At 34.9% G+C, this 17642-nt stretch carries 18 protein-coding genes; 14 read left to right on the top strand and 4 right to left on the bottom strand.

Annotated elements, in window-relative coordinates; genetic code table 11:
• Position 1: 1 nt before the first annotated feature.
• The 3 genes from recR (at position 2) to OTK01_RS07975 (ending at position 1181) form a co-directional block, all read left to right on the top strand.
• The gene (gene recR, locus OTK01_RS07985) at positions 2–601 is read left to right on the top strand and encodes a recombination mediator RecR (RefSeq protein ID WP_029229269.1); all 600 of its coding nucleotides are present in this window, start codon (positions 2–4) and stop codon (positions 599–601) included.
• A 74-nt stretch (positions 602–675) separates the two neighbouring features.
• A complete protein-coding gene (locus tag OTK01_RS07980) occupies positions 676–924 on the top strand; it encodes a hypothetical protein (protein WP_029229268.1) in 249 nt (82 codons plus the stop codon).
• A gap of 74 nt (positions 925–998) precedes the next feature.
• Complete coding sequence (locus tag OTK01_RS07975; RefSeq protein ID WP_013432441.1) at positions 999–1181, top strand: pro-sigmaK processing inhibitor BofA family protein; 183 nt, start codon at positions 999–1001, stop codon at positions 1179–1181.
• Here the strand turns inward: OTK01_RS07975 and OTK01_RS07970 are convergent.
• On the bottom strand, positions 1125–1715 hold the full coding sequence (locus tag OTK01_RS07970; protein WP_029229267.1) for a hypothetical protein: 591 nt from the start codon (positions 1713–1715) through the stop codon (positions 1125–1127). The two genes, OTK01_RS07975 and OTK01_RS07970, sit on opposite strands and share 57 nt — an antisense overlap.
• Before the next feature lie 126 nt (positions 1716–1841).
• Here OTK01_RS07970 and OTK01_RS07965 point away from each other — a divergent pair, with 126 nt between their 5' ends.
• On the top strand, positions 1842–2759 hold the full coding sequence (locus OTK01_RS07965; RefSeq protein ID WP_029229266.1) for an NAD-dependent epimerase/dehydratase family protein: 918 nt from the start codon (positions 1842–1844) through the stop codon (positions 2757–2759).
• A gap of 82 nt (positions 2760–2841) precedes the next feature.
• Positions 2842–3159 carry a hypothetical protein gene (locus OTK01_RS07960; protein WP_029229265.1) on the top strand — a complete coding sequence of 106 codons (318 nt, stop codon included), beginning with the start codon at positions 2842–2844 and terminating at the stop codon, positions 3157–3159.
• Positions 3160–3508: 349 nt separating this feature from the next.
• Here OTK01_RS07960 and OTK01_RS07955 read toward each other — a convergent pair whose 3' ends face one another.
• The gene (locus tag OTK01_RS07955) at positions 3509–4939 is read right to left on the bottom strand and encodes a transposase (protein WP_269011518.1); all 1431 of its coding nucleotides are present in this window, start codon (positions 4937–4939) and stop codon (positions 3509–3511) included.
• Positions 4940–5112: 173 nt separating this feature from the next.
• Between OTK01_RS07955 and OTK01_RS07950 the strand changes: the two genes are divergently transcribed.
• Together OTK01_RS07950 and OTK01_RS07945 are read left to right on the top strand one after the other, a co-directional pair.
• Positions 5113–5409, top strand: coding sequence for a DUF1292 domain-containing protein (locus OTK01_RS07950; protein WP_013432445.1), 297 nt, complete (start codon positions 5113–5115; stop codon positions 5407–5409).
• A gap of 124 nt (positions 5410–5533) precedes the next feature.
• Positions 5534–6757 (top strand): IS256 family transposase, encoded by a 1224-nt coding sequence (locus OTK01_RS07945; RefSeq protein WP_269011515.1) that lies wholly within the window; start codon positions 5534–5536, stop codon positions 6755–6757.
• Positions 6758–7944: 1187 nt separating this feature from the next.
• Here the strand turns inward: OTK01_RS07945 and OTK01_RS07940 are convergent.
• Positions 7945–9369 (bottom strand): transposase, encoded by a 1425-nt coding sequence (locus OTK01_RS07940; RefSeq protein ID WP_269011513.1) that lies wholly within the window; start codon positions 9367–9369, stop codon positions 7945–7947.
• 190 nt (positions 9370–9559) lie between these two features.
• On the opposite strand from OTK01_RS07940, the gene OTK01_RS07935 reads away from it, so the two are divergent.
• A complete protein-coding gene (locus tag OTK01_RS07935) occupies positions 9560–10696 on the top strand; it encodes a WG repeat-containing protein (RefSeq protein WP_269011512.1) in 1137 nt (378 codons plus the stop codon).
• A gap of 717 nt (positions 10697–11413) precedes the next feature.
• Here OTK01_RS07935 and OTK01_RS07930 read toward each other — a convergent pair.
• Positions 11414–12844, bottom strand: a complete 1431-nt coding sequence (locus OTK01_RS07930; RefSeq protein ID WP_269011803.1) for a transposase — start codon at positions 12842–12844, stop codon at positions 11414–11416.
• Between the two features lie 48 nt (positions 12845–12892).
• Here OTK01_RS07930 and OTK01_RS07925 point away from each other — a divergent pair, with 48 nt between their 5' ends.
• The 6 genes from OTK01_RS07925 (at position 12893) to OTK01_RS07900 (ending at position 17634) form a co-directional block, all read left to right on the top strand.
• Positions 12893–13060 (top strand): hypothetical protein, encoded by a 168-nt coding sequence (locus OTK01_RS07925; protein WP_208595887.1) that lies wholly within the window; start codon positions 12893–12895, stop codon positions 13058–13060.
• A 27-nt stretch (positions 13061–13087) separates the two neighbouring features.
• Positions 13088–13783, top strand: coding sequence for a WG repeat-containing protein (locus OTK01_RS07920; protein ID WP_051129967.1), 696 nt, complete (start codon positions 13088–13090; stop codon positions 13781–13783).
• A gap of 220 nt (positions 13784–14003) precedes the next feature.
• On the top strand, positions 14004–14912 hold the full coding sequence (galU, locus tag OTK01_RS07915) for a UTP--glucose-1-phosphate uridylyltransferase GalU (RefSeq protein ID WP_029229231.1): 909 nt from the start codon (positions 14004–14006) through the stop codon (positions 14910–14912).
• Between the two features lie 127 nt (positions 14913–15039).
• Positions 15040–15618 carry a transcription factor FapR gene (gene fapR, locus OTK01_RS07910; RefSeq protein WP_167321291.1) on the top strand — a complete coding sequence of 193 codons (579 nt, stop codon included), beginning with the start codon at positions 15040–15042 and terminating at the stop codon, positions 15616–15618.
• A 21-nt stretch (positions 15619–15639) separates the two neighbouring features.
• Entirely contained in the window at positions 15640–16644 is a 1005-nt protein-coding gene (gene plsX / locus OTK01_RS07905) for a phosphate acyltransferase PlsX (protein ID WP_029229229.1), read from the top strand.
• A 3-nt stretch (positions 16645–16647) separates the two neighbouring features.
• Positions 16648–17634 carry a beta-ketoacyl-ACP synthase III gene (locus OTK01_RS07900; protein ID WP_029229228.1) on the top strand — a complete coding sequence of 329 codons (987 nt, stop codon included), beginning with the start codon at positions 16648–16650 and terminating at the stop codon, positions 17632–17634.
• The last annotated feature ends 8 nt before the right edge of the window (positions 17635–17642 follow it).

Below are 17642 nucleotides of genomic sequence, written 5' to 3'. Positions count from 1 at the left end.
GATGCAGCAGAAAGAAAATTCTATATCAAAACTTATTCAGCAGCTTGAAAAACTTCCTGGCATTGGTCAGAAAACTGCCCAGAGGCTTGCATTTCACATCATTAATATGAAAACTGAAGATGTCAAAGCACTTGCTGATGCTATCTTGAGTGCTAAAATCAGCACAAAACTGTGCAAAGTGTGCTGTAACTTTACAGAAGATGAAGTATGTCCTATATGCAAAGATGAGAAGAGAGATAGAAGCATTATCTGTGTTGTGGAAGAGCCACAGGATGTTGCAGCACTTGAAAGAGTAAAGGAATATAAAGGACTTTATCATGTGCTTCACGGTGCAATATCTCCGCTCAAAGGTAAATACCCTGAACAGCTTACAATTGATGTTCTGATGAAGAGACTTTCTGACCCACAAGTCAAAGAGGTTATAATTGCCACAAACCCTGACGTTGATGGTGAGGCAACAGCCTCATACTTGGCGCGGCTTATAAAACCAATGGGTATCAAGGTTACAAGAATTGCCAGAGGAATTCCAGTTGGCGGTGACATTGAGTACGCTGATGAGGTTACAATTCTCAAAGCAATAGAAGGAAGAAGAGAAATTTAGTAGTATATTAAATAAAATATTGGTGCATAATATATAAAAGAAGCTTTATAAATGAGGTTGAATGTAAATTTAAGATGAAAGTGGATATTTTAAATGTTGTCGCAGACCAATTTGCAGATAAGCTTAGCAAAGAAATGGATGAGCAAAAAAGAAGTGACTATGAGTCTTTACTTAAGTATGTAAAGGGGTTGCTCGCCTCTGCAAACACCATTTTTAATTTCGCTTCTGACCAAGACCTTATAGAAATAGCCATCTATCAGCAAATTCTTGCTGAAAAATGGTTAAACTACCTGTATAAAATCCTAAAGCAGAACCCTCACTAAAAAAGAGGGTTCTTTTTATTTTTGATTTTACATAAATTTATATTTAGAAAAGCCAAATCTGAGGTAATCCATATATGAGACTTTTTGATTTAATTATAAGATTTATTCTTACTGCATCTTTTATTATCCTTTTTAATCTCTTGTGCCAGCCGTATGGTCTTCATATTGGATTTAACATGGCAAACCTTGCAATTGGAACTTTAATAGGATTTCCCGGTTTTGCCCTGCTTTTTATTTTGGCTCTTCTTTTTAGGTAAAAGTGTATATTCAGGAAGCTTAATAAGTTCTTTCTTTTCCAATACCCCAATTAAATAACCTATCCAAGACGAAACTGGCAAAAACAAAGCAGATATCCAGTAAATTGTTACTATAACATCCACTGAATGCTTGGTTTTTGCAATCTCATCTGCGTATGAATACACACCAATAAAAGGGGAGTTCCAAAGTCTGAACGCAACATTTGCCCAGTGAGAGTTTAAAAAACCCTTATCGTTCAAAGATACATAATTTGTTGCCAGTATAGCTAAAATAATTGTGGGAAGTGAAGCTATTGCTATAGCTGCAGCACCTTCTAAAAAAGACAGCGCATCTCTTTTTTTTGCATGAAACCTGCCACTTGAAAAATTGCCATATAAGTAAAGCAGACATATAACTATGCCACTTATAAGCTGTGAAGTTACTCCTCTGAAAAGAGAAAAGTACAAATACATGAATGCTATGAATATGACCATTGTTAGAAAGTGATTTTTCAAAATGTGCAAACTATACAGAAATATCTTTTTGGTTTTCATTTTGTATTTCAAAAACCCCCTGAAGTTTAAATTTATTTCATCCTCTAATTATATCAAAGTTTGCAATTGAAATAAATTAGATATATACTTTTTCTATATACAAAATAAAAAGGAGTGCAAAGTCTATTGGCAGTTCTTGTGACAGGCGGTGCTGGCTTTATTGGGTCGCATATTGTCGACAAGCTCATTGAAAGAGGATATGATGTATGCATTGTGGACAATCTTCTTTCGGGCAATGTTTGTAATATTAATCCAAAAGCTAAGTTTTATCAACTTGACATTCGTGACAATTTAGAAAAAGTATTCGAAGAAAACAAAATTGAATATTGTATACACCAGGCAGCTCAGGTGAGTGTTGCAAAGTCTATGGAAGATGCTTATCTTGATTGCAGTATAAATGTCTTGGGCACGGTTAATCTACTTGATTACTGTGCAAAATACAAAGTGAAAAAATTTATTTTCGCATCCTCAGCAGCAGTTTATGGAGAACCTGAGTATATTCCAATTGACGAAAATCACCCGTTAAGACCAGAATCTTTTTATGGTCTGTCCAAGCTTACTTCGGAAGAATATATCAAGATGTTTGCGCACAATTTTAATTTTGAGTATATCATTTTCAGATATTCAAATGTCTATGGGCCACGGCAGGACCCGTTTGGTGAGGGCGGAGTTGTATCAATTTTTTGTGAACGTATGCAAAGCAGCAAAGATGTAATTATATTTGGAGATGGGACTCAGACAAGAGACTTTATATATGTTGAAGATGTTGCTGAGGCAAACTGCGTTGCACTTGAAACTTCTGTGTCAGGAACATTTAATCTTAGCACTGGCAAAAATGTGTCAGTAAATGAACTGTTTGAGATTCTCTCAGGCTTGACAGGATACAAAAAAAGTCCTGTGTATCAGCCAAAACGCCCCGGCGATATAGCACACAGCTGTCTTTCAAATAATCTTTTAAAAAGTGTATTAGGATTTTCACCACAGTTTTCACTTTTGGAAGGGTTGAAAAAAACAGTCGAATATTTTATTGATAGGTCTGTTTAAACCCTTTTTATAGAGGGTATCATTATATCATAATAAAAAAGCATATATTTCATAATGTCATTGAAAAGGGGTTGTTTGGAATATGATAAAAAGAGGTTTTAGATATCAAACAGGCGAAATTGATGAGGTTGCAAAGCTTTTAAAAGAAGGGAATATCCCTGAGATTGATATTGACTTTGAATATGAGATTCAGGAAGTCATTAGCGACCTTGAAAGTTTTGGTTTTGAAGTTGCCTGGGAAGATGCTTACGACTATGATGCAGTTGATAAGATAGAACATCCAGATTTTATGTTCAGATTAAAGATGGTTGAAAAATCCACAGGCAAGATTTGCTATTTGGACTTTTATGAAGGACCAAAAGACCAAGAAGATGGTTATGATGAAATCTGGTGGGGATAATATATTGTAGATTAATTTGAGTGTTGACACGTGCCAATTTTTGTATTACAATAATTTATATTTTAGCCGTTTGCAAAATAGGTGGTGATTGAAGGGAAAAGATGCCAGTATAAACAGGAAATACAATTAAAATATAAAAAGAAGAGAAGGATTGAAACCATATATTATCAATGATAACAAAAGTATTCAGGAGCAAATATACGACAAGGATTGAAAAGTTCAAAAAAGACAATAGCATCCTAAGCCTTCTAAACTCTAAGTTTTAGAAGGTTAAATAAAAAACAAAATCATAAACCTTTAGTTAGTAGGTTAACTTTAGTGGATTAATTACTCAAGAAAAATTGTAGTTTTAAGCTATAAGTTTTTTAAGTTTGCTCAGTTTTTTGATAGTTAATTTAGAACAATAGAGTTTAATGTTGTGAGCAAGGATAAATAAGAGCGAATAAGTAATAGCAGAGAGCAAGAAATCAGAGAAAATAGGAATATGATCAAGAGTTTGTGTTGTATCAGAGCCCATGTAGGATTTTAGGTGGTAAATAGTCTGCTCTACAGCGACACGTTTTTTGTAGAGGTCAAAAAACTCTTGGGAATTTCTGTTGATTCCTGGGAAAGAGCGAAAGTTATCTGGGTATGTATAGAACATTCTGCCCGATTTAGAGGTAGTACAAGGCTGAGGGCAAGAGCAGATGCGTTTGCCGTCTTTGTAACAAGACATAGGGCAAATCCATTTAAAGCGCAATGAGCGATTTTTGCCTTGACATTTGCCTTCAGGTTTAAAAGGTTTATTGAACTTTTTGCAGATTGGGACACCATCTTCAGATATAACGATATTAGGGTCTGAAGTAGGTGTAGTATTTTTAGAGGCTCTTGTATTTAGAGGGATAACAATTTTGGAGAAGTTGAAAGAATTTTTTAAAGTGGAGTAGATGTTGTGTGAATCCAAGGCACTGTCAGCGATGAAAGTAGAGAAATTTTTAGGTAGATAAGAGAATAGAGTTTCGAGTGAAGGAATTAAAGCTTTAGAGTCAGAGATAGCTTTATGTTGCAGTGGGTCTGACGAAGGAGAATCAGAGTCAAACAGAGGAACTAAAGCTAAAGGAATACCGAGAGCGTTGGTAATGACAGCAAATTTTAAAGCCCAGCAGAAATGGCCATTTACGAACATAAGGCGGATATTAGAATTAGCGTTAGCAGTTTTAGGCAAAGAAGAATAAACAAGAGAGTAGATTTTGTCAGAAGACAGCTCAGGGTTAGCTTTTGAGGTATTTTTCAAGAGTGATTGAATGAATTTAGGGTTGTTTTCACGAACCTTTGGGACAATACCGGTTGTATCGAAGATTAGGATTGAAGCAAGTTCAGGGCATTGTTGGATAGAGATATTGTGTGCATGGATAGAGATATTTTGGAAAAGTTTTTGGATTTCGCTTGCAAATATTTTTCTGAAGCGAGAGAAAGTAGAGATAGAAGGGACATTGCCATGTAGATTACAAAATGAGCGAAGTTCATATGAGTTAAGCAAGACAGCGCGAAGTTGGGTTAAGGTATTGAGTTTAAGGATTTTTTGGACAAAAAAGCAAAGAAGCATAGATTCTAAAGAGAAGTATCTATGCTTACCGAAGTATTTGTAGTAGGCTTTGTAGAAAGAAGAAGGTATGTAGTTGGACAAGTCGATGAATTTGTTGAACAAGCCCAAGAGGCTTTCAGGCTTGTAAAGAGCCGAGGCCTTTATGTGGGAATACAAGTCTAAAAATGAAAGCTGATTAGGTTTGTTTTTGAACATTTTGGACCCTCCTCATAGTAGAAAATTTGTTTTATATACACATATTTTACTACAACTATGAGGAGGGGGTCCAGACTTTTTTGATTCTATATAAAGCTTGATAACGCTCATCTTGAGCGTTTCTGCAAAAGGCTATTACAATAATTTATATTTAGAAAAGAGGTGAATCCATTATGGATATGTTTGACAATGTAGTAACATTGGTAGATGAGGAAGGAAGAGAGATATCTTTTGAGATGCTTGATAAGGTCAATTACAATGGCAATGACTATATAGTACTTCTTCCTTTAGAGGAGATGGAGAAAGAAGACGAAGAGGCTGAGGTTGTAATTCTCAGAATTGAAGACAGAGACGGTGAAGAGGTATATGTGGGTGTAGAAGACGAAGAAGAGCTTGAAAATGTATTTGAAATCTTCCAGTCCAGATTTGATGAGGAAGATTTTGATATGTACGACGAGGACGAAGAGTAAGTGAGAAATAAAGCACGGCCAATTTTTGCGGGAGACTATAAATAATTTTGTGTAAAGTATAAGGACCTCCTTCTTGGTAAGAATCAGAATATAAACAAAAATATCCAAGAGGGAGGTTTTTGTTATGGAAAATGTTTTAACAAAAGAACAATTGCTCGAATTCATAAGAAAAAATAATATCCAAAGTGTAAGCGACATTTATGAAAGCTTAAAGGACCTATTTAAGGATGTGTTGCAAAGTTTTTTAGAAGCAGAGATTGAAGAAAGTTTAGGCTACGAAAAATATGATGTCAAAAACAAGCAGACAACAAATTCCCGAAATGGTTATAGTCAAAATACTGTCAAAACTAAGTTTGGTGAAATGGAACTTGATATTCCAAGGGATAGAGAAGGTAAATTTGAACCGAAGATAATTCCTAAGTATAAAAGAGACATTTCAGAGATTGAAGACAAAATTATAGCCCTGTATTCAAGAGGAATGACAACACGAGACATTCATGAGCAAATTAAAGATATTTATGGTATCGAAATATCTAGCGAAATGGTTAGCAAAATTACAGAGAAAATTATTCCTGAGATAAGAGAATGGCAAAATAGACCATTGGAAAAGATATATCCATTTATTTTCATGGACGCAATTCATTACAAGATAAAGGATGAGGGTAAAATTGTGAATAAAGCTGCCTATGTTGTTTTGGGTATTAACATTGAAGGATATAAAGATGTTTTAGGAATATGGATTGGAGAAAGTGAAAGCTCCAAGTTTTGGTTGGGTGTTTTAAATGACTTAAAAACAAGAGGAATAGAAGAGGTGTTGTTGTTTTGTGTTGATGGTCTTACAGGTTTAAAAGAAGCAATAGAAGCAGTATTTCCAAAGAGCGATATTCAAAGGTGTATTATTCATCAGCTCAGAAATTCGTTCAAGTATGTTTCATACAAGCATATAAAAGAGTTTTCGAGGGATTTTAAGAATGTATATCAAGCAGTCAATGAAGAAGAGTCGTTTGAAAATTTTTGTCAATTAAAAGAGAAATGGGGGAAACAGTATCCTTATGCGTTCAGAAGCTGGGAAAACAACTGGGATTCACTGATATCGTTTTTTAAGTTTCCCCCAGAGATAAGGAAGATAATTTATACCACAAACATCATAGAAGGAATTCACAGACAGTTTAGGAAAGTGACAAAGACAAAATCAGTGTTTCCAAATGATATAGCATTGGAGAAGATGCTTTATCTTGCAACAAAAAATGTTGTAAGAAAGTGGACACAGAGGTACAGAAATTGGGATATAATATTAAATCAGCTTTTGATAATGTATCCTGACCGTTTGAGAGAGTATATAAAGTAGATAGCAATCACCAGTTCGTATTTTAAACTGCTTCCATGGAAGCAGTTTAAAACAGCAAATAAAAAACAGAGTATTATAACCCAGTATTAAATTTTGTCCAGGATTTTAAAAATTTATGCATAAAAATTTTTAAAATGGTAATACTAAAAAATAGAAAGTAGACAAGTTAATCTGAATGATCTCTTACCAAGAAGGTTGGCCTAATTTAAATACACAAAATTATTTACAGACCCTTTTGCGGTCGTGCTTTATTTTTTTATCTCAATTTTCATCTCAAATCTGAAAGCTCACAGGATATGCTACTTTCTGCCATCTAAATTCCAATAAAAAGAAAATATACAAGTAAATAAACTCTTGCATTTGCTTAACTGTGATTATTATAATTGAATTAATACCATATCCTGAAAGTATATAAATTGTCGAATTATGTTGAATTGTGTTGAGCTATGTTCTTAGCAGTTGCTTGAGAGTGAGCTATAAATGCTTGACAATTTTGGAAAAGGAATTGAGAGTGATCTTGGGAATAATCTTTTTGTATGTAACAAACTTAAATAAAAAGACGTTTAGTTTGGATTTTTTGAGGATATAGCAAGGTTTTCCGAAGAACCCAGAAACAAAGTGGTGGTTATTACAAATGTTATAAAGAGAGGCTTTGTTGTTGATAGGTATTTTAACTGCATATAAGATTTATTATGAGAATTATTTTGTTCTTGCACTACAATATGCCAACATTCCAAGCGACAAGTACAACTTTACTTGAATTTGGTAAGTATTTATTAATTTTTAGCTGATACATGTCACAGCCGCTTTTATTTTATTATTTTTTCAGCTGTGAATATGACTCGACATTAAGTATTTTTAGATGCTTTATAACGCTCATATAGAACGTTTTTATAAAAAACAAAATCATATTTAGCCGTTTGCAAAAAGGGTGATGTTTGCAGGTAATAGGTGGGAAAACAGAAATTATGTACAAATAAGGAGTAGGAAGGCAAAGGAAAAGCTAATACAATTAATACCAATACAAACAGCAATAGCTAAATCAAATTGATGGAAATTATTAACAGCGTTTAAAAAGACAATACTATCCCATACCCTCTAAAAAAGCTTCTTTAGAGGGTTTAAGACAGGTAACTATGATATTGAGTAAAGGGTTGAAAGATTTAACCAAGAAAAAACTTAAAGTTTTAAGCAATAAGTTTTTTGAGTTTATTAAGTTTTTTAATAGTAAGCTTAGAGCAATGAAGCTTAATATTATGAGCGAGAATAAATAGCAAGAGGAAAGACACAGCAGACAAAAGGAAATCAGAAAACAGAGAAATATGGTCGCGTGTTGGCAGGATGTCAGAGCCCATGTAGGATTTAAGGTGAGCGATGGTTTGTTCAATGACGACACGTTTTTTGTAGAGGTTTAAGAATTTTTGAGAGTTTCTGTTGATGCCAGGGAAAGAACGAAGGTTATCAGGGTATGTATAAAACATTCTGCCTGATTTAGAGGAAGTACAGGGCTGAGGGCAAGAGCAGACACGTTTGCCATCTTTGTATGAAGACAAAGGGCAGACCCATTTAAAACGCTCTGAACGATTTTTACCCTGGCAAATGCCTTCTGGTTTAAAAGGCAGATTGAATTTTTGACATATGGGGATACCATCTTCTGAGATAATGATATTGGGGTCAGAGGTAGTAGAGTTTTTGTTAGCTCTTTTGTTTAGAGGGATAACGATTTTAGAGAAATTGAAAGAGTTTTTTAAAGTGGAATAAATGTTAGCAGAATCCAAGGCACTATCAGCGCTAAAAGTAGAGAAGTTATTAGGGATGTATGAAAAAAGTTTTTCAAGGCAAGGTAGCAAAGCTTTTGAATCAGAGACAGCTTTATCTTCAATAGGGTCAGAGTTTGATGAATCTATATTGAACAGAGGATGGATAGCCAGAGGAAGACCGAGAGCATTTGTAATGACAGCGAATTTGAGTGCATAACAAAAATGACCGTTTATGAACATAAGGCGGATATTAGAATTAGCGGCGGATGTTTTGGACAAAGAAGAATAAACAAGAGAGTACACCTGGTTAGTTTCGAGGTCAGGGTTAGCCTTAGAAGTTTTACGCAGTAGAGATTGAAAGAATTTAGGGTTATTTTCCCGGACTTTAGGTTCAAGGCCTGTAGTATCGAATATTAGAGTAGAAGCTAAATCTGGGCAATGCTCAAAAGCTATGTTATGAGCGAAAAGAGCGATGTTATTGAACAATTTTTCGATTTCAAGTGCAAAGAGTTTTCTAAACCTTGAGAAGGTAGAAATAGAGGGCACATTTTCAAAGTTGCAGAATGTACGAAGTTCATAAGATTTAAATAGAACAGCACGGAGCTGGGTGATAGTATTAAGTTTGAGGATTTTTTGGATGAAGAAAGCGCAGAGCATGGATTCTAAAGAGAAACTTCTGTGTTTGCCGAAATATTTGTAGTAGGCTTTGTAGAATGAGTCAGGGATGAATTGAGACAGGTCGATGAATTTATTGAACAAGCCCAAAAGGCTTTCAGGCTTGTAGAGAGCCGAAGCCTTTAGGTGGGAGAATAGATCTAGGAAAGAAAGTTGTTTAGGTTTAGTGTTGAACATTTTGCACCCTCCTCATAGTAGAAAATTTGTTTTATATAATCATATTTTACTAGAACTATGAGGAGGGTGACCAGACTTTTTTGAATCTTCCTAAAGCTTGATAACGCTCATATTGAGCGTTTCTGCAAAAGGCTAAAAACAAAATCATATTGTGAGGGAGGTTAAATTTATGAAGAGAAGATTGTTGAGCTTGTTTTGTGTTGTAATGATTTTAGTTACAAGTTTTTATTTAGTATTTGCGGCTCAAAGCAGTGCAAAATCGACATCAAAGGTTCAAACAGAAGTATTAGCTGGTGGTAAGTTTTTGTTAATTAAACCTCAATTCGATTGGGTTGGGCCTTTTTCAGAAGGTTTAGCGGCAGTTTATCTTAATGACAGATGGGGTTTTATAGATAAGACAGGTAAGTTCATAGTTAGTCCTCAATTTGATGAGGTTAAGGGTTTTAAGGAAGGATTAGCAGCAGTTAAGCAGAATGGGAAATATGGTTTTATAGATAAGGCGGGTAAGATTGTTATTAAACCTCAATTCGATTTGGTTGGGGATTTTAGTGAAGGATTAGCAGCAGTTAAGCAGAGTGGGAAATGTGGTTATATAAACAAGACAGGCAGGTTTGTTATTAAACCTCAATTTGATGATGTTGGAAATTTCAGTGAAGGTTTAGCAATAGTTAAGCAGAATGGCAAATGTGGTTATATAGACAAGACAGGTAGATATGTTATTAAACCTCAATTTAATGTTGCTTCTGGGTTTTTGGGTAGTATAGCATTAGTTTTGCAGGATGGTAAATGTGGCTTTATAGATAAGACAGGTAAGTTTGTTATTAAACCTCAATTTGATGATGTTTATTTTTGGTTCTCAGAAGGTTTAGCACCGGTTAAGCAGAATGGAAAATGGGGATATATAAATAAAACAGGCAAGATTGTTATTAAACCTCAATTCGATGAAGCTGGAGATTTTAATGAAGGTTTAGCAGTAGTTAAGAAAAATGGGAAAATGGGTTATATAGATAAAACAGGCAAATTTATTATTAAACCTCAATTCAATGAAGCTGGGACTTTTTCAGAAGGTTTAGCACCGGTTAAGCAGAATGGGAAATGGGGTTATATAGATAAAACAGGCAGGTTTGTTATTAAACCTCAATTCGATAATGCCTATTGGTTTTCAGAAGGTTTAGCAGTAGTTGAGCAGGGTGGAAAATATGGTTTTGTAGATAAGACAGGTAAAATTATTATTGAACCTCAATTTTATTATGTTAAGGATTTTAGGGAGGGTTCAGCAATTATTGGGCAAGATGACAAATATGGTTTTATAATTAAGCTTAAATAGAAGCCAAATTAATAATGGTTAACTTAATTATGATTCTATTACACTATGAGCTGAAGAGTAATAATTAAAAATTAAATATAGGGAAGTAAAGAAAGGAATCCATTAATTGTGTCTTCTATCCTACAAAGACACATAAGAAAAACAAATATATGAGGGAATGCTTGATTTAAAATGTCTCAGAGATTGTTTTGAAAATTATCATAGCATTATTTATTTTAAGACTCTCTTGGCAAGCGAGCTTCAAAGCAAATGAATTTTATCCTGCACTTCTTTGTGTTTAAAATATTTACCACAGAAAAGAATATAAATAGGAAAAGCGTTAAACATAACCAAAGAGTACGTGGTTAAGTATATTTACAACCTAATTCATTAATAAATAACAAACAAATAGTTAATAATTTGACGCTGTATGGTATCTATAATAAAATTTTACTCATAAAGGATAAAGTTTTTTAGCTGTTTGCAAAATAGGTGGTGATTGAAGGTAAGAGATGCCAGTATAAACAGGAAATACAATCGAGATGTAAAAAGAAGAGTAGAATTGCAACTAAATATTATCAATATAATCAAAATATTCAATAATAATTGTATGCTAAAAATTTACAAGCTCAAAAAAGACAATAGTATCCTAAACCTTCTAAACTCTAAGTTTAGAAGGTTAAGAAAAACAAAATCATAAATTTTTTAAAAGTTAATAATTCAATAAAAATTGTGAGTTTAAGCGATAAGTTTTTTAAGTTTGTTCAGTTTTTTAATAGTCAATTTAGAACAATAAAGCTTAATATTGTGAGCGAGAATAAATAAGAGCGAAAAAGTAATGGCAGAGAGCAAGAAATCAGAGAAAATAGAAATATGGTCATAAGTGCAGATGGTATCAGAACCCATGTAGGATTTTAGATGGTAAATAGTCTGCTCCACAGCGACACGTTTGTGGTAGAGGTCTAAAAACTCTTGAGAATTTCTGCTCAAACCTGGGAAAGACCGAAAATCGTCAGGGTAAGTGTAGAACATTCTACCTGATTTGGAGGTAGTACAAGGCTGAGGGCAAGAGCAGGTACGTTTGCCATCTTTATAAGAAGACATAGGGCAAGTCCATTTAAAACGCACAGAACGATTTTTACCCTGACATTTGCCTTCAGGTTTAAAAGGTTTATCGACCTTTTTGCAGATAGGGACACCATCTTCAGAAATAACGATGTTGGGGTCTGAAGTAGGTGTAGTATTTTTAGAGGCTCTTGTATTTAGAGGAATAACGATTTTGGAGAAGTTGAAGGTGTTTTTTAAAGTGGAGTAGATGTTATATGAATCCAAGGCGCTGTCAGCAATGAAAGTGGAGAAATTTTTGGGGATATAAGAGAATAAAATTTCGAGTGAAGGAATTAAAGCTTTAGAGTCGCAGATACTTTTATGCTCTATAGGGTCAGAAGAAGTAGAATCAGAGTCAAACAGAGGTAATAAAGCTAAGGGTATACCAAGAGCATTTGTAATGACAGCAAATTTTAAAGTCCAGCAAAAATGGCCATTTACGAACATAAGGCGGATATTAGAATTAGCATTAGCAGTTTTAGGCAAAGAGGAATAAACGAGAGAATAGATTTTGTCAGAGGACAGATCGGGGTTAGCTTTTGAGGTATTTTTCAAGAGTGATTGAATGAATTTAGGGTTGTTTTCACGAACCTTTGGGACAATACCGGTTGTATCGAAGATTAAGATTGAAGCAAGTTCAGGGCATTGTTGGATAGAGATATTGTGTGCATGGATAGAGATATTTTGGAAAAGTTTAAGTATTTCGCTGTTAAAGACTTTTCTGAAACGTGAGAAAGTAGAAATAGAAGGAACATTGCCATTTAGGTTACAGAAAGAACGAAGTTCATAGGAGTTAAGAAGAACAGCCCGAAGCTGAGTAAGGGTATTGAGTTTGAGTAATTTTTGGACAAAGAAGCACAGGAGCATAGATTCTAATGAGAAGCATCTATGCTTGCCAAAGTGTTTATAGTAAGCATTGTAGAAAGAAGAAGGTATGTAGTTTGATAAGTCGATGAATTTATTGAACAAGCCCAAAAGGCTTTCAGGCTTGTAGAGAGCCGAAGCCTTTAGGTGGGAGAATAGATCTAGGAAAGAAAGTTGTTTAGGTTTAGTGTTGAACATTTTGCACCAGGCTAAAAACAAAATCATATTGTGAGGGAGGTTAAATTTATGAAGAGAAGATTGTTGAGCTTGTTTTGTGTTGTAATGATTTTAGTTACAAGTTTTTATTTAGTATTTGCGGCTCAAAGCAGTGCAAAATCGACATCAAAGGTTCAAACAGAAGTATTAGCTGGTGGTAAGTTTTTGTTAATTAAACCTCAATTTGATAAAATTTAAAATTTATCGGAAGGTTTAGCCTGGGTTGTGCAGAATGGGAAATGTGGCTATATAGACAAAACAGGAAAGTTTGTGATTAAACCTCAATTCAATGGGGTTGGGGATTTTTCAGAAGGATTAGCAGCAGTTTTTTGTGAACAGAATGGTAAATGGGGCTATATAGACAAGACAGGTAAATTTGTTATTAAACCTCAATTCGATGATGCTGGGAATTTTTTTGAAGGTTTAGCGGCAGTTAAGCAGAATGGTAAATGGGGCTATATAGACAAGACAGGCAAATTTGTTATTAAACCTCAATTCGATGATGCTGGGGACTTTTCAGAAGGTTTAGCGGTAGTTAGGCAGAATGGGAAATATGGCTATATAGACAAAACAGGCAAGATTGTTGTTAAACCTCAGTTTGATAATGTTTGGCCTTTTTCAGAAGGATTAGCAGCAGTTCAGCAAAATGACAAATGGGGCTTTATAGACAAGACCGATAAGTTTGTAATTAAGCCTCAGTTTGATGATATTTGGTGGGTTTTTTCAGAAGGATTAGTGGCAGTTAAGCAGAACGGCAAATGGGGCTTTATAGACAAGACAGGCAAGTTTGTAATTAAACCTCAATTCGATGATATTAATGTTGTTAATCCTCCTTCTGCTAAGCATATTTATCGTTTTTCAGAAGGTTCAGCACTGGTTTATCAAAATGCCAAATGGGGCTTTATAATCAAACTCAAATAAAATCATTGCCAGTTTATATAAAAATCAGGGGCTGGCTGGAAGGTAAATGCCAGCCCTTTCAATGTTATATGTTTTTCTCTATAGTATCAGGAAATTACGGTTTCAGAATTTTATCTTTTGAGAAATTCTAAAATTAAATGACTCTATATAATTGTGCGAATTTGTTGTATAATGGAATTAAATTTTGATAAAATTTTGATAAAAAGAAGGTGACATGTAAGTGAGAAGGCTTATCAAAAAAGCAATTATTCCTGCGGCAGGACTTGGAACAAGGTTTTTGCCGGCAACAAAAGCACAGCCCAAAGAGATGCTTCCTATTGTGGACAAGCCAACAATTCAATACATAGTTGAAGAGGCGTTAGAATCGGGGATAGAGAGCATTTTGATTGTCACAGGGCGTGGCAAAAGAGCAATTGAGGACCATTTTGACAAGTCTTTTGAGCTTGAGGTTGCGCTCGAAAACAAAAAGGATTATGACAATCTTCAATTGATAAGAAAGATAGCAGATTACAATGTTCATTACATACGTCAAAAAGAGCCAAGAGGGCTTGGAGATGCAGTGTATTGTGCAAGACTTTTTATCGACAATGAACCTTTCGCAGTTTTGCTTGGAGATGACATCATCATTTCTGAAAAGCCATGTTTAAAACAGCTGATAGAGGTGTATGAAGAGTACAGGACAACCATCTTGGGTGTGCAAAAAGTACCAGAGGATGATGTTAGCAAGTACGGAATTGTTGCAGGAAAACAGATAGAAGAGAGAATTTACAAGGTAAAAGACCTTGTCGAAAAGCCAAAAAAGGAAGAAGCACCTTCGAATATTGCTGTGCTTGGAAGATATATCATAACTCCGGAGATATTAAATATTCTACAACATACAAAAGAAGGCGTTGGTGGCGAGATTCAATTGACTGATGCTTTAAGAGAGTTATCAAAAAAAGAGGCTATGTATGCTTATGAGTTTGAAGGGAAAAGATATGATGTTGGCAATAAACTTGGATTTTTGCAGGCAACAGTCGAAATTGCTCTTTCAAGGGAAGACATTGGCAAAGATTTTTATAACTATCTTGTTACTCTTGTAAATGCTAAGAATTATAAAGAAAAGCTGAATGAGTTAGATAAGATTTAAAAATTTTTTTGGCCACTTTCAGAAAGTGGCTTTTTTGTTATTGAAAATTAAGTCATATTTATATATAATATTGGCATAAGAATTTAATACCTGATATTAATATCAAATATTAAATCATGGTGATAAAATTATGGCAAAGCTATCAAGGAGAGAAAGACACAGGCTTTTGCTTCAAAGAATTAAAGAGAATCCTTTTATAACAGATGAAGAATTGGCGCAGGAATTTGGATGTTCTGTTCAGACAATAAGGCTTGATAGAGCAATACTGGACATTAAAGAAGTCAGAGAAAGAATAAAAGAGATGGCAAAAGAAAGCATATCTAAACTCAAGACAATCTCACCGCGAGATGTTGTGGGCGAGATTATTGACATAGAGCTTGAGAATTTTGCCATTGCAATGTTTGAACCGGAGCTTTGGATGACATTTACCAATAGTAATATGGTCAAGGGCCAGTACATCTATGCTTTTGCTGAGTCGGTTGCGATGTCTGTTATTGATGCAAAAGCAGCGTTGATTGGTGTGGCAAATATAAAGTATAAAACACCAGTTTTTGCAAATGATAGGCTTGTCGCAAGAGCTGAGCTGAAAAAGAAAAGGAACAATAAATATATAGTGTGGGTATTTATCAAGAGAAATAATGAAGAGGTTTTCAGGGGCAAATTTATTCTTGTTGCTTTAAATGAAGAGACTAATTTACCGCAATAGGAAACGGGAGTGTAGTAAAATATGAGGATTGGTATTGATGCAATGGGCGGTGACAACGCACCACATGCAGTTATAGAGGGCGTTGCACTTTATTTAAATCAAAACCAGGATGATGAAATAGTAATTTTTGGAGATAGGGACATTATTGAAAAAGAGTGTGCTCAAAAAATAAAACAGCTAAATAAAGTAGAAATAGTAGATTGCAAGGAAAAAATAGAATTTGAAGATGAGCCAGTAAAGGCAATAAGGCAAAAGAAAGGTTCTTCTATTGTAGTGGGTTTGCAGTACTTGAAAGAAGGCAAGATTGACGCTTTTGTATCAGCAGGAAGTACTGGTGCTTTAATGGCAGGTGGGCTTTTGATTGTGGGAAGAATCAAAGGGATAGACAGACCTGCGTTGACAACCCGGCTTCCTTACAAAGACGGGCAGTACCTTTTAATTGATGTTGGGTCTAACACAGACTGCAGACCAATAAATATCCTGCAGTTTGCTCAGATGGCAACAGTGTATGTAAGCAAGGTGCTTGGCAAGAAAAACCCGACAGTTGGGCTTTTGAATATAGGCACAGAAGAAAATAAAGGTAATGACCTTTCAAAACAGTCATATGAGCTTTTAAAAGGTGCAAGAAACATAAACTTTGTAGGAAATGTTGAGGCAAGAATTTTGCCATTTTCACCACCTGATATAGTTGTATGTGATGGATTTGTTGGCAATATAGTTTTGAAGCTCACAGAGGGAATGGGACTTTTGTTTTTTGATATCCTGAAAGATATTGCAAAATCAAGTTTTAGAGCAAAGATTGGAGGACTTTTGTTAAAACCATACCTCAAGAGGTTAAAAGGTAAATACGATTACAAGGAAGTAGGAGGAGCTCCTCTTTTAGGAATAGATGGAATAATAGTTAAATGTCATGGTTCATCAGACAGCCAGGCAATTTTCAGCGGAATACATCAAGCAAAGTCTTTTTATGAGAATAACATATTAGCATTACTTAAAGAAGAAATCACAGCCGAAAGCGAGGTCTAAAAAATGAAACAAAACGTCAAGATTCTTTCAACAGGGAGATTTGTGCCTGAGAAAATTCTTTCTAACTATGATTTAGAAAAGATGGTTGAAACATCTGATGAATGGATAACCCAGCGGACAGGTATAAAAGAAAGAAGAATAGTTGACGGCAGAACCTCAACCACCGATTTAGCAGTCCAGGCGGCAAGAAATGCCATGCAAAAGTCAGGAATTTCACCGGATGAGATTGAGCTTGTGATTGTTGCAACAGTAACACCCGAGATGTTTTTTCCATCAACAGCATGCCTTGTTCAAAAGGAGTTAAAGCTTAAAAATGCGTTTGCCTTTGACATATCCGCAGCATGTTCAGGTTTTATATATGGAATGGCAGTTGCTACTCAATTTATACAAAACGGCTTTTGCAAAACTGCTCTTGTGATAGGCGCAGAAGCACTCTCTAAGATAACCAACTGGTCTGACAGGTCAACCTGTGTGCTTTTTGGTGATGGAGCAGGTGCTGCAATTTTGACAGCTTCAAGCGAAGAAGGTATTTTAGGCTTTGAGCTTGGAAGTGATGGTGAAAACGGGCTTTTACTTTACTGTCATGCTTTTGGGCTCAGTGACTTGAGCTATTCTCAATTTAAAGATATGCCAAACTTCAGAAAAATCTATATGGATGGAAATGAGGTTTACAAATTTGCTGTTAAAATAATGCCATACGCAGTTGAAAAAGTTTTAGAAAAGGTTGGTCTTTCTTCTTCAGATATAGATGTTTTTATCCCGCATCAAGCAAATATAAGAATAATTGAAAGTGCTGCAAAGAGGCTCAAAATTCCGATGGAAAAGGTGTTTGTTAACCTGCACAAGTATGGTAACACATCTGCTGCATCAATCCCAATTGCACTTGATGAGGCAATAGAAGAAGGAAGGATAAAAAAAGGGGATAGGATTGTTCTTGTTGGGTTTGGTGGAGGCCTTACATGGGCATCTTGTGCTGTTAAATGGATATAGGAAGGAGA

It is taken from the genome of Caldicellulosiruptor acetigenus, from assembly GCF_026914305.1.
GTDB classification, from domain to species: domain Bacteria; phylum Bacillota; class Thermoanaerobacteria; order Caldicellulosiruptorales; family Caldicellulosiruptoraceae; genus Caldicellulosiruptor; species Caldicellulosiruptor acetigenus.
The sequence above is the reverse complement of the archived record's forward strand: the minus strand, read 5'-3'. Positions and strand labels throughout refer to the sequence as shown.

What these genes read in the sequence shown, in the direction of transcription:
- plsX (WP_029229229.1), top strand. Translation starts at nt 15,640, where the DNA reads ATGAGGATTGGTATTGATGCAATGGGCGGTGACAACGCACCACATGCA.
- OTK01_RS07900 (WP_029229228.1), top strand. Translation starts at nt 16,648, where the DNA reads ATGAAACAAAACGTCAAGATTCTTTCAACAGGGAGATTTGTGCCTGAG.
- OTK01_RS07955 (WP_269011518.1), bottom strand. Translation starts at nt 4,939, where the DNA reads ATGTTCAAAAACAAACCTAATCAGCTTTCATTTTTAGACTTGTATTCC.
- OTK01_RS07950 (WP_013432445.1), top strand. Translation starts at nt 5,113, where the DNA reads ATGGATATGTTTGACAATGTAGTAACATTGGTAGATGAGGAAGGAAGA.
- OTK01_RS07925 (WP_208595887.1), top strand. Translation starts at nt 12,893, where the DNA reads ATGAAGAGAAGATTGTTGAGCTTGTTTTGTGTTGTAATGATTTTAGTT.
- OTK01_RS07960 (WP_029229265.1), top strand. Translation starts at nt 2,842, where the DNA reads ATGATAAAAAGAGGTTTTAGATATCAAACAGGCGAAATTGATGAGGTT.
- OTK01_RS07940 (WP_269011513.1), bottom strand. Translation starts at nt 9,369, where the DNA reads ATGTTCAACACTAAACCTAAACAACTTTCTTTCCTAGATCTATTCTCC.
- recR (WP_029229269.1), top strand. Translation starts at nt 2, where the DNA reads ATGCAGCAGAAAGAAAATTCTATATCAAAACTTATTCAGCAGCTTGAA.
- OTK01_RS07980 (WP_029229268.1), top strand. Translation starts at nt 676, where the DNA reads ATGAAAGTGGATATTTTAAATGTTGTCGCAGACCAATTTGCAGATAAG.
- OTK01_RS07970 (WP_029229267.1), bottom strand. Translation starts at nt 1,715, where the DNA reads ATGAAAACCAAAAAGATATTTCTGTATAGTTTGCACATTTTGAAAAAT.
- OTK01_RS07945 (WP_269011515.1), top strand. Translation starts at nt 5,534, where the DNA reads ATGGAAAATGTTTTAACAAAAGAACAATTGCTCGAATTCATAAGAAAA.
- OTK01_RS07975 (WP_013432441.1), top strand. Translation starts at nt 999, where the DNA reads ATGAGACTTTTTGATTTAATTATAAGATTTATTCTTACTGCATCTTTT.
- OTK01_RS07930 (WP_269011803.1), bottom strand. Translation starts at nt 12,844, where the DNA reads ATGTTCAACACTAAACCTAAACAACTTTCTTTCCTAGATCTATTCTCC.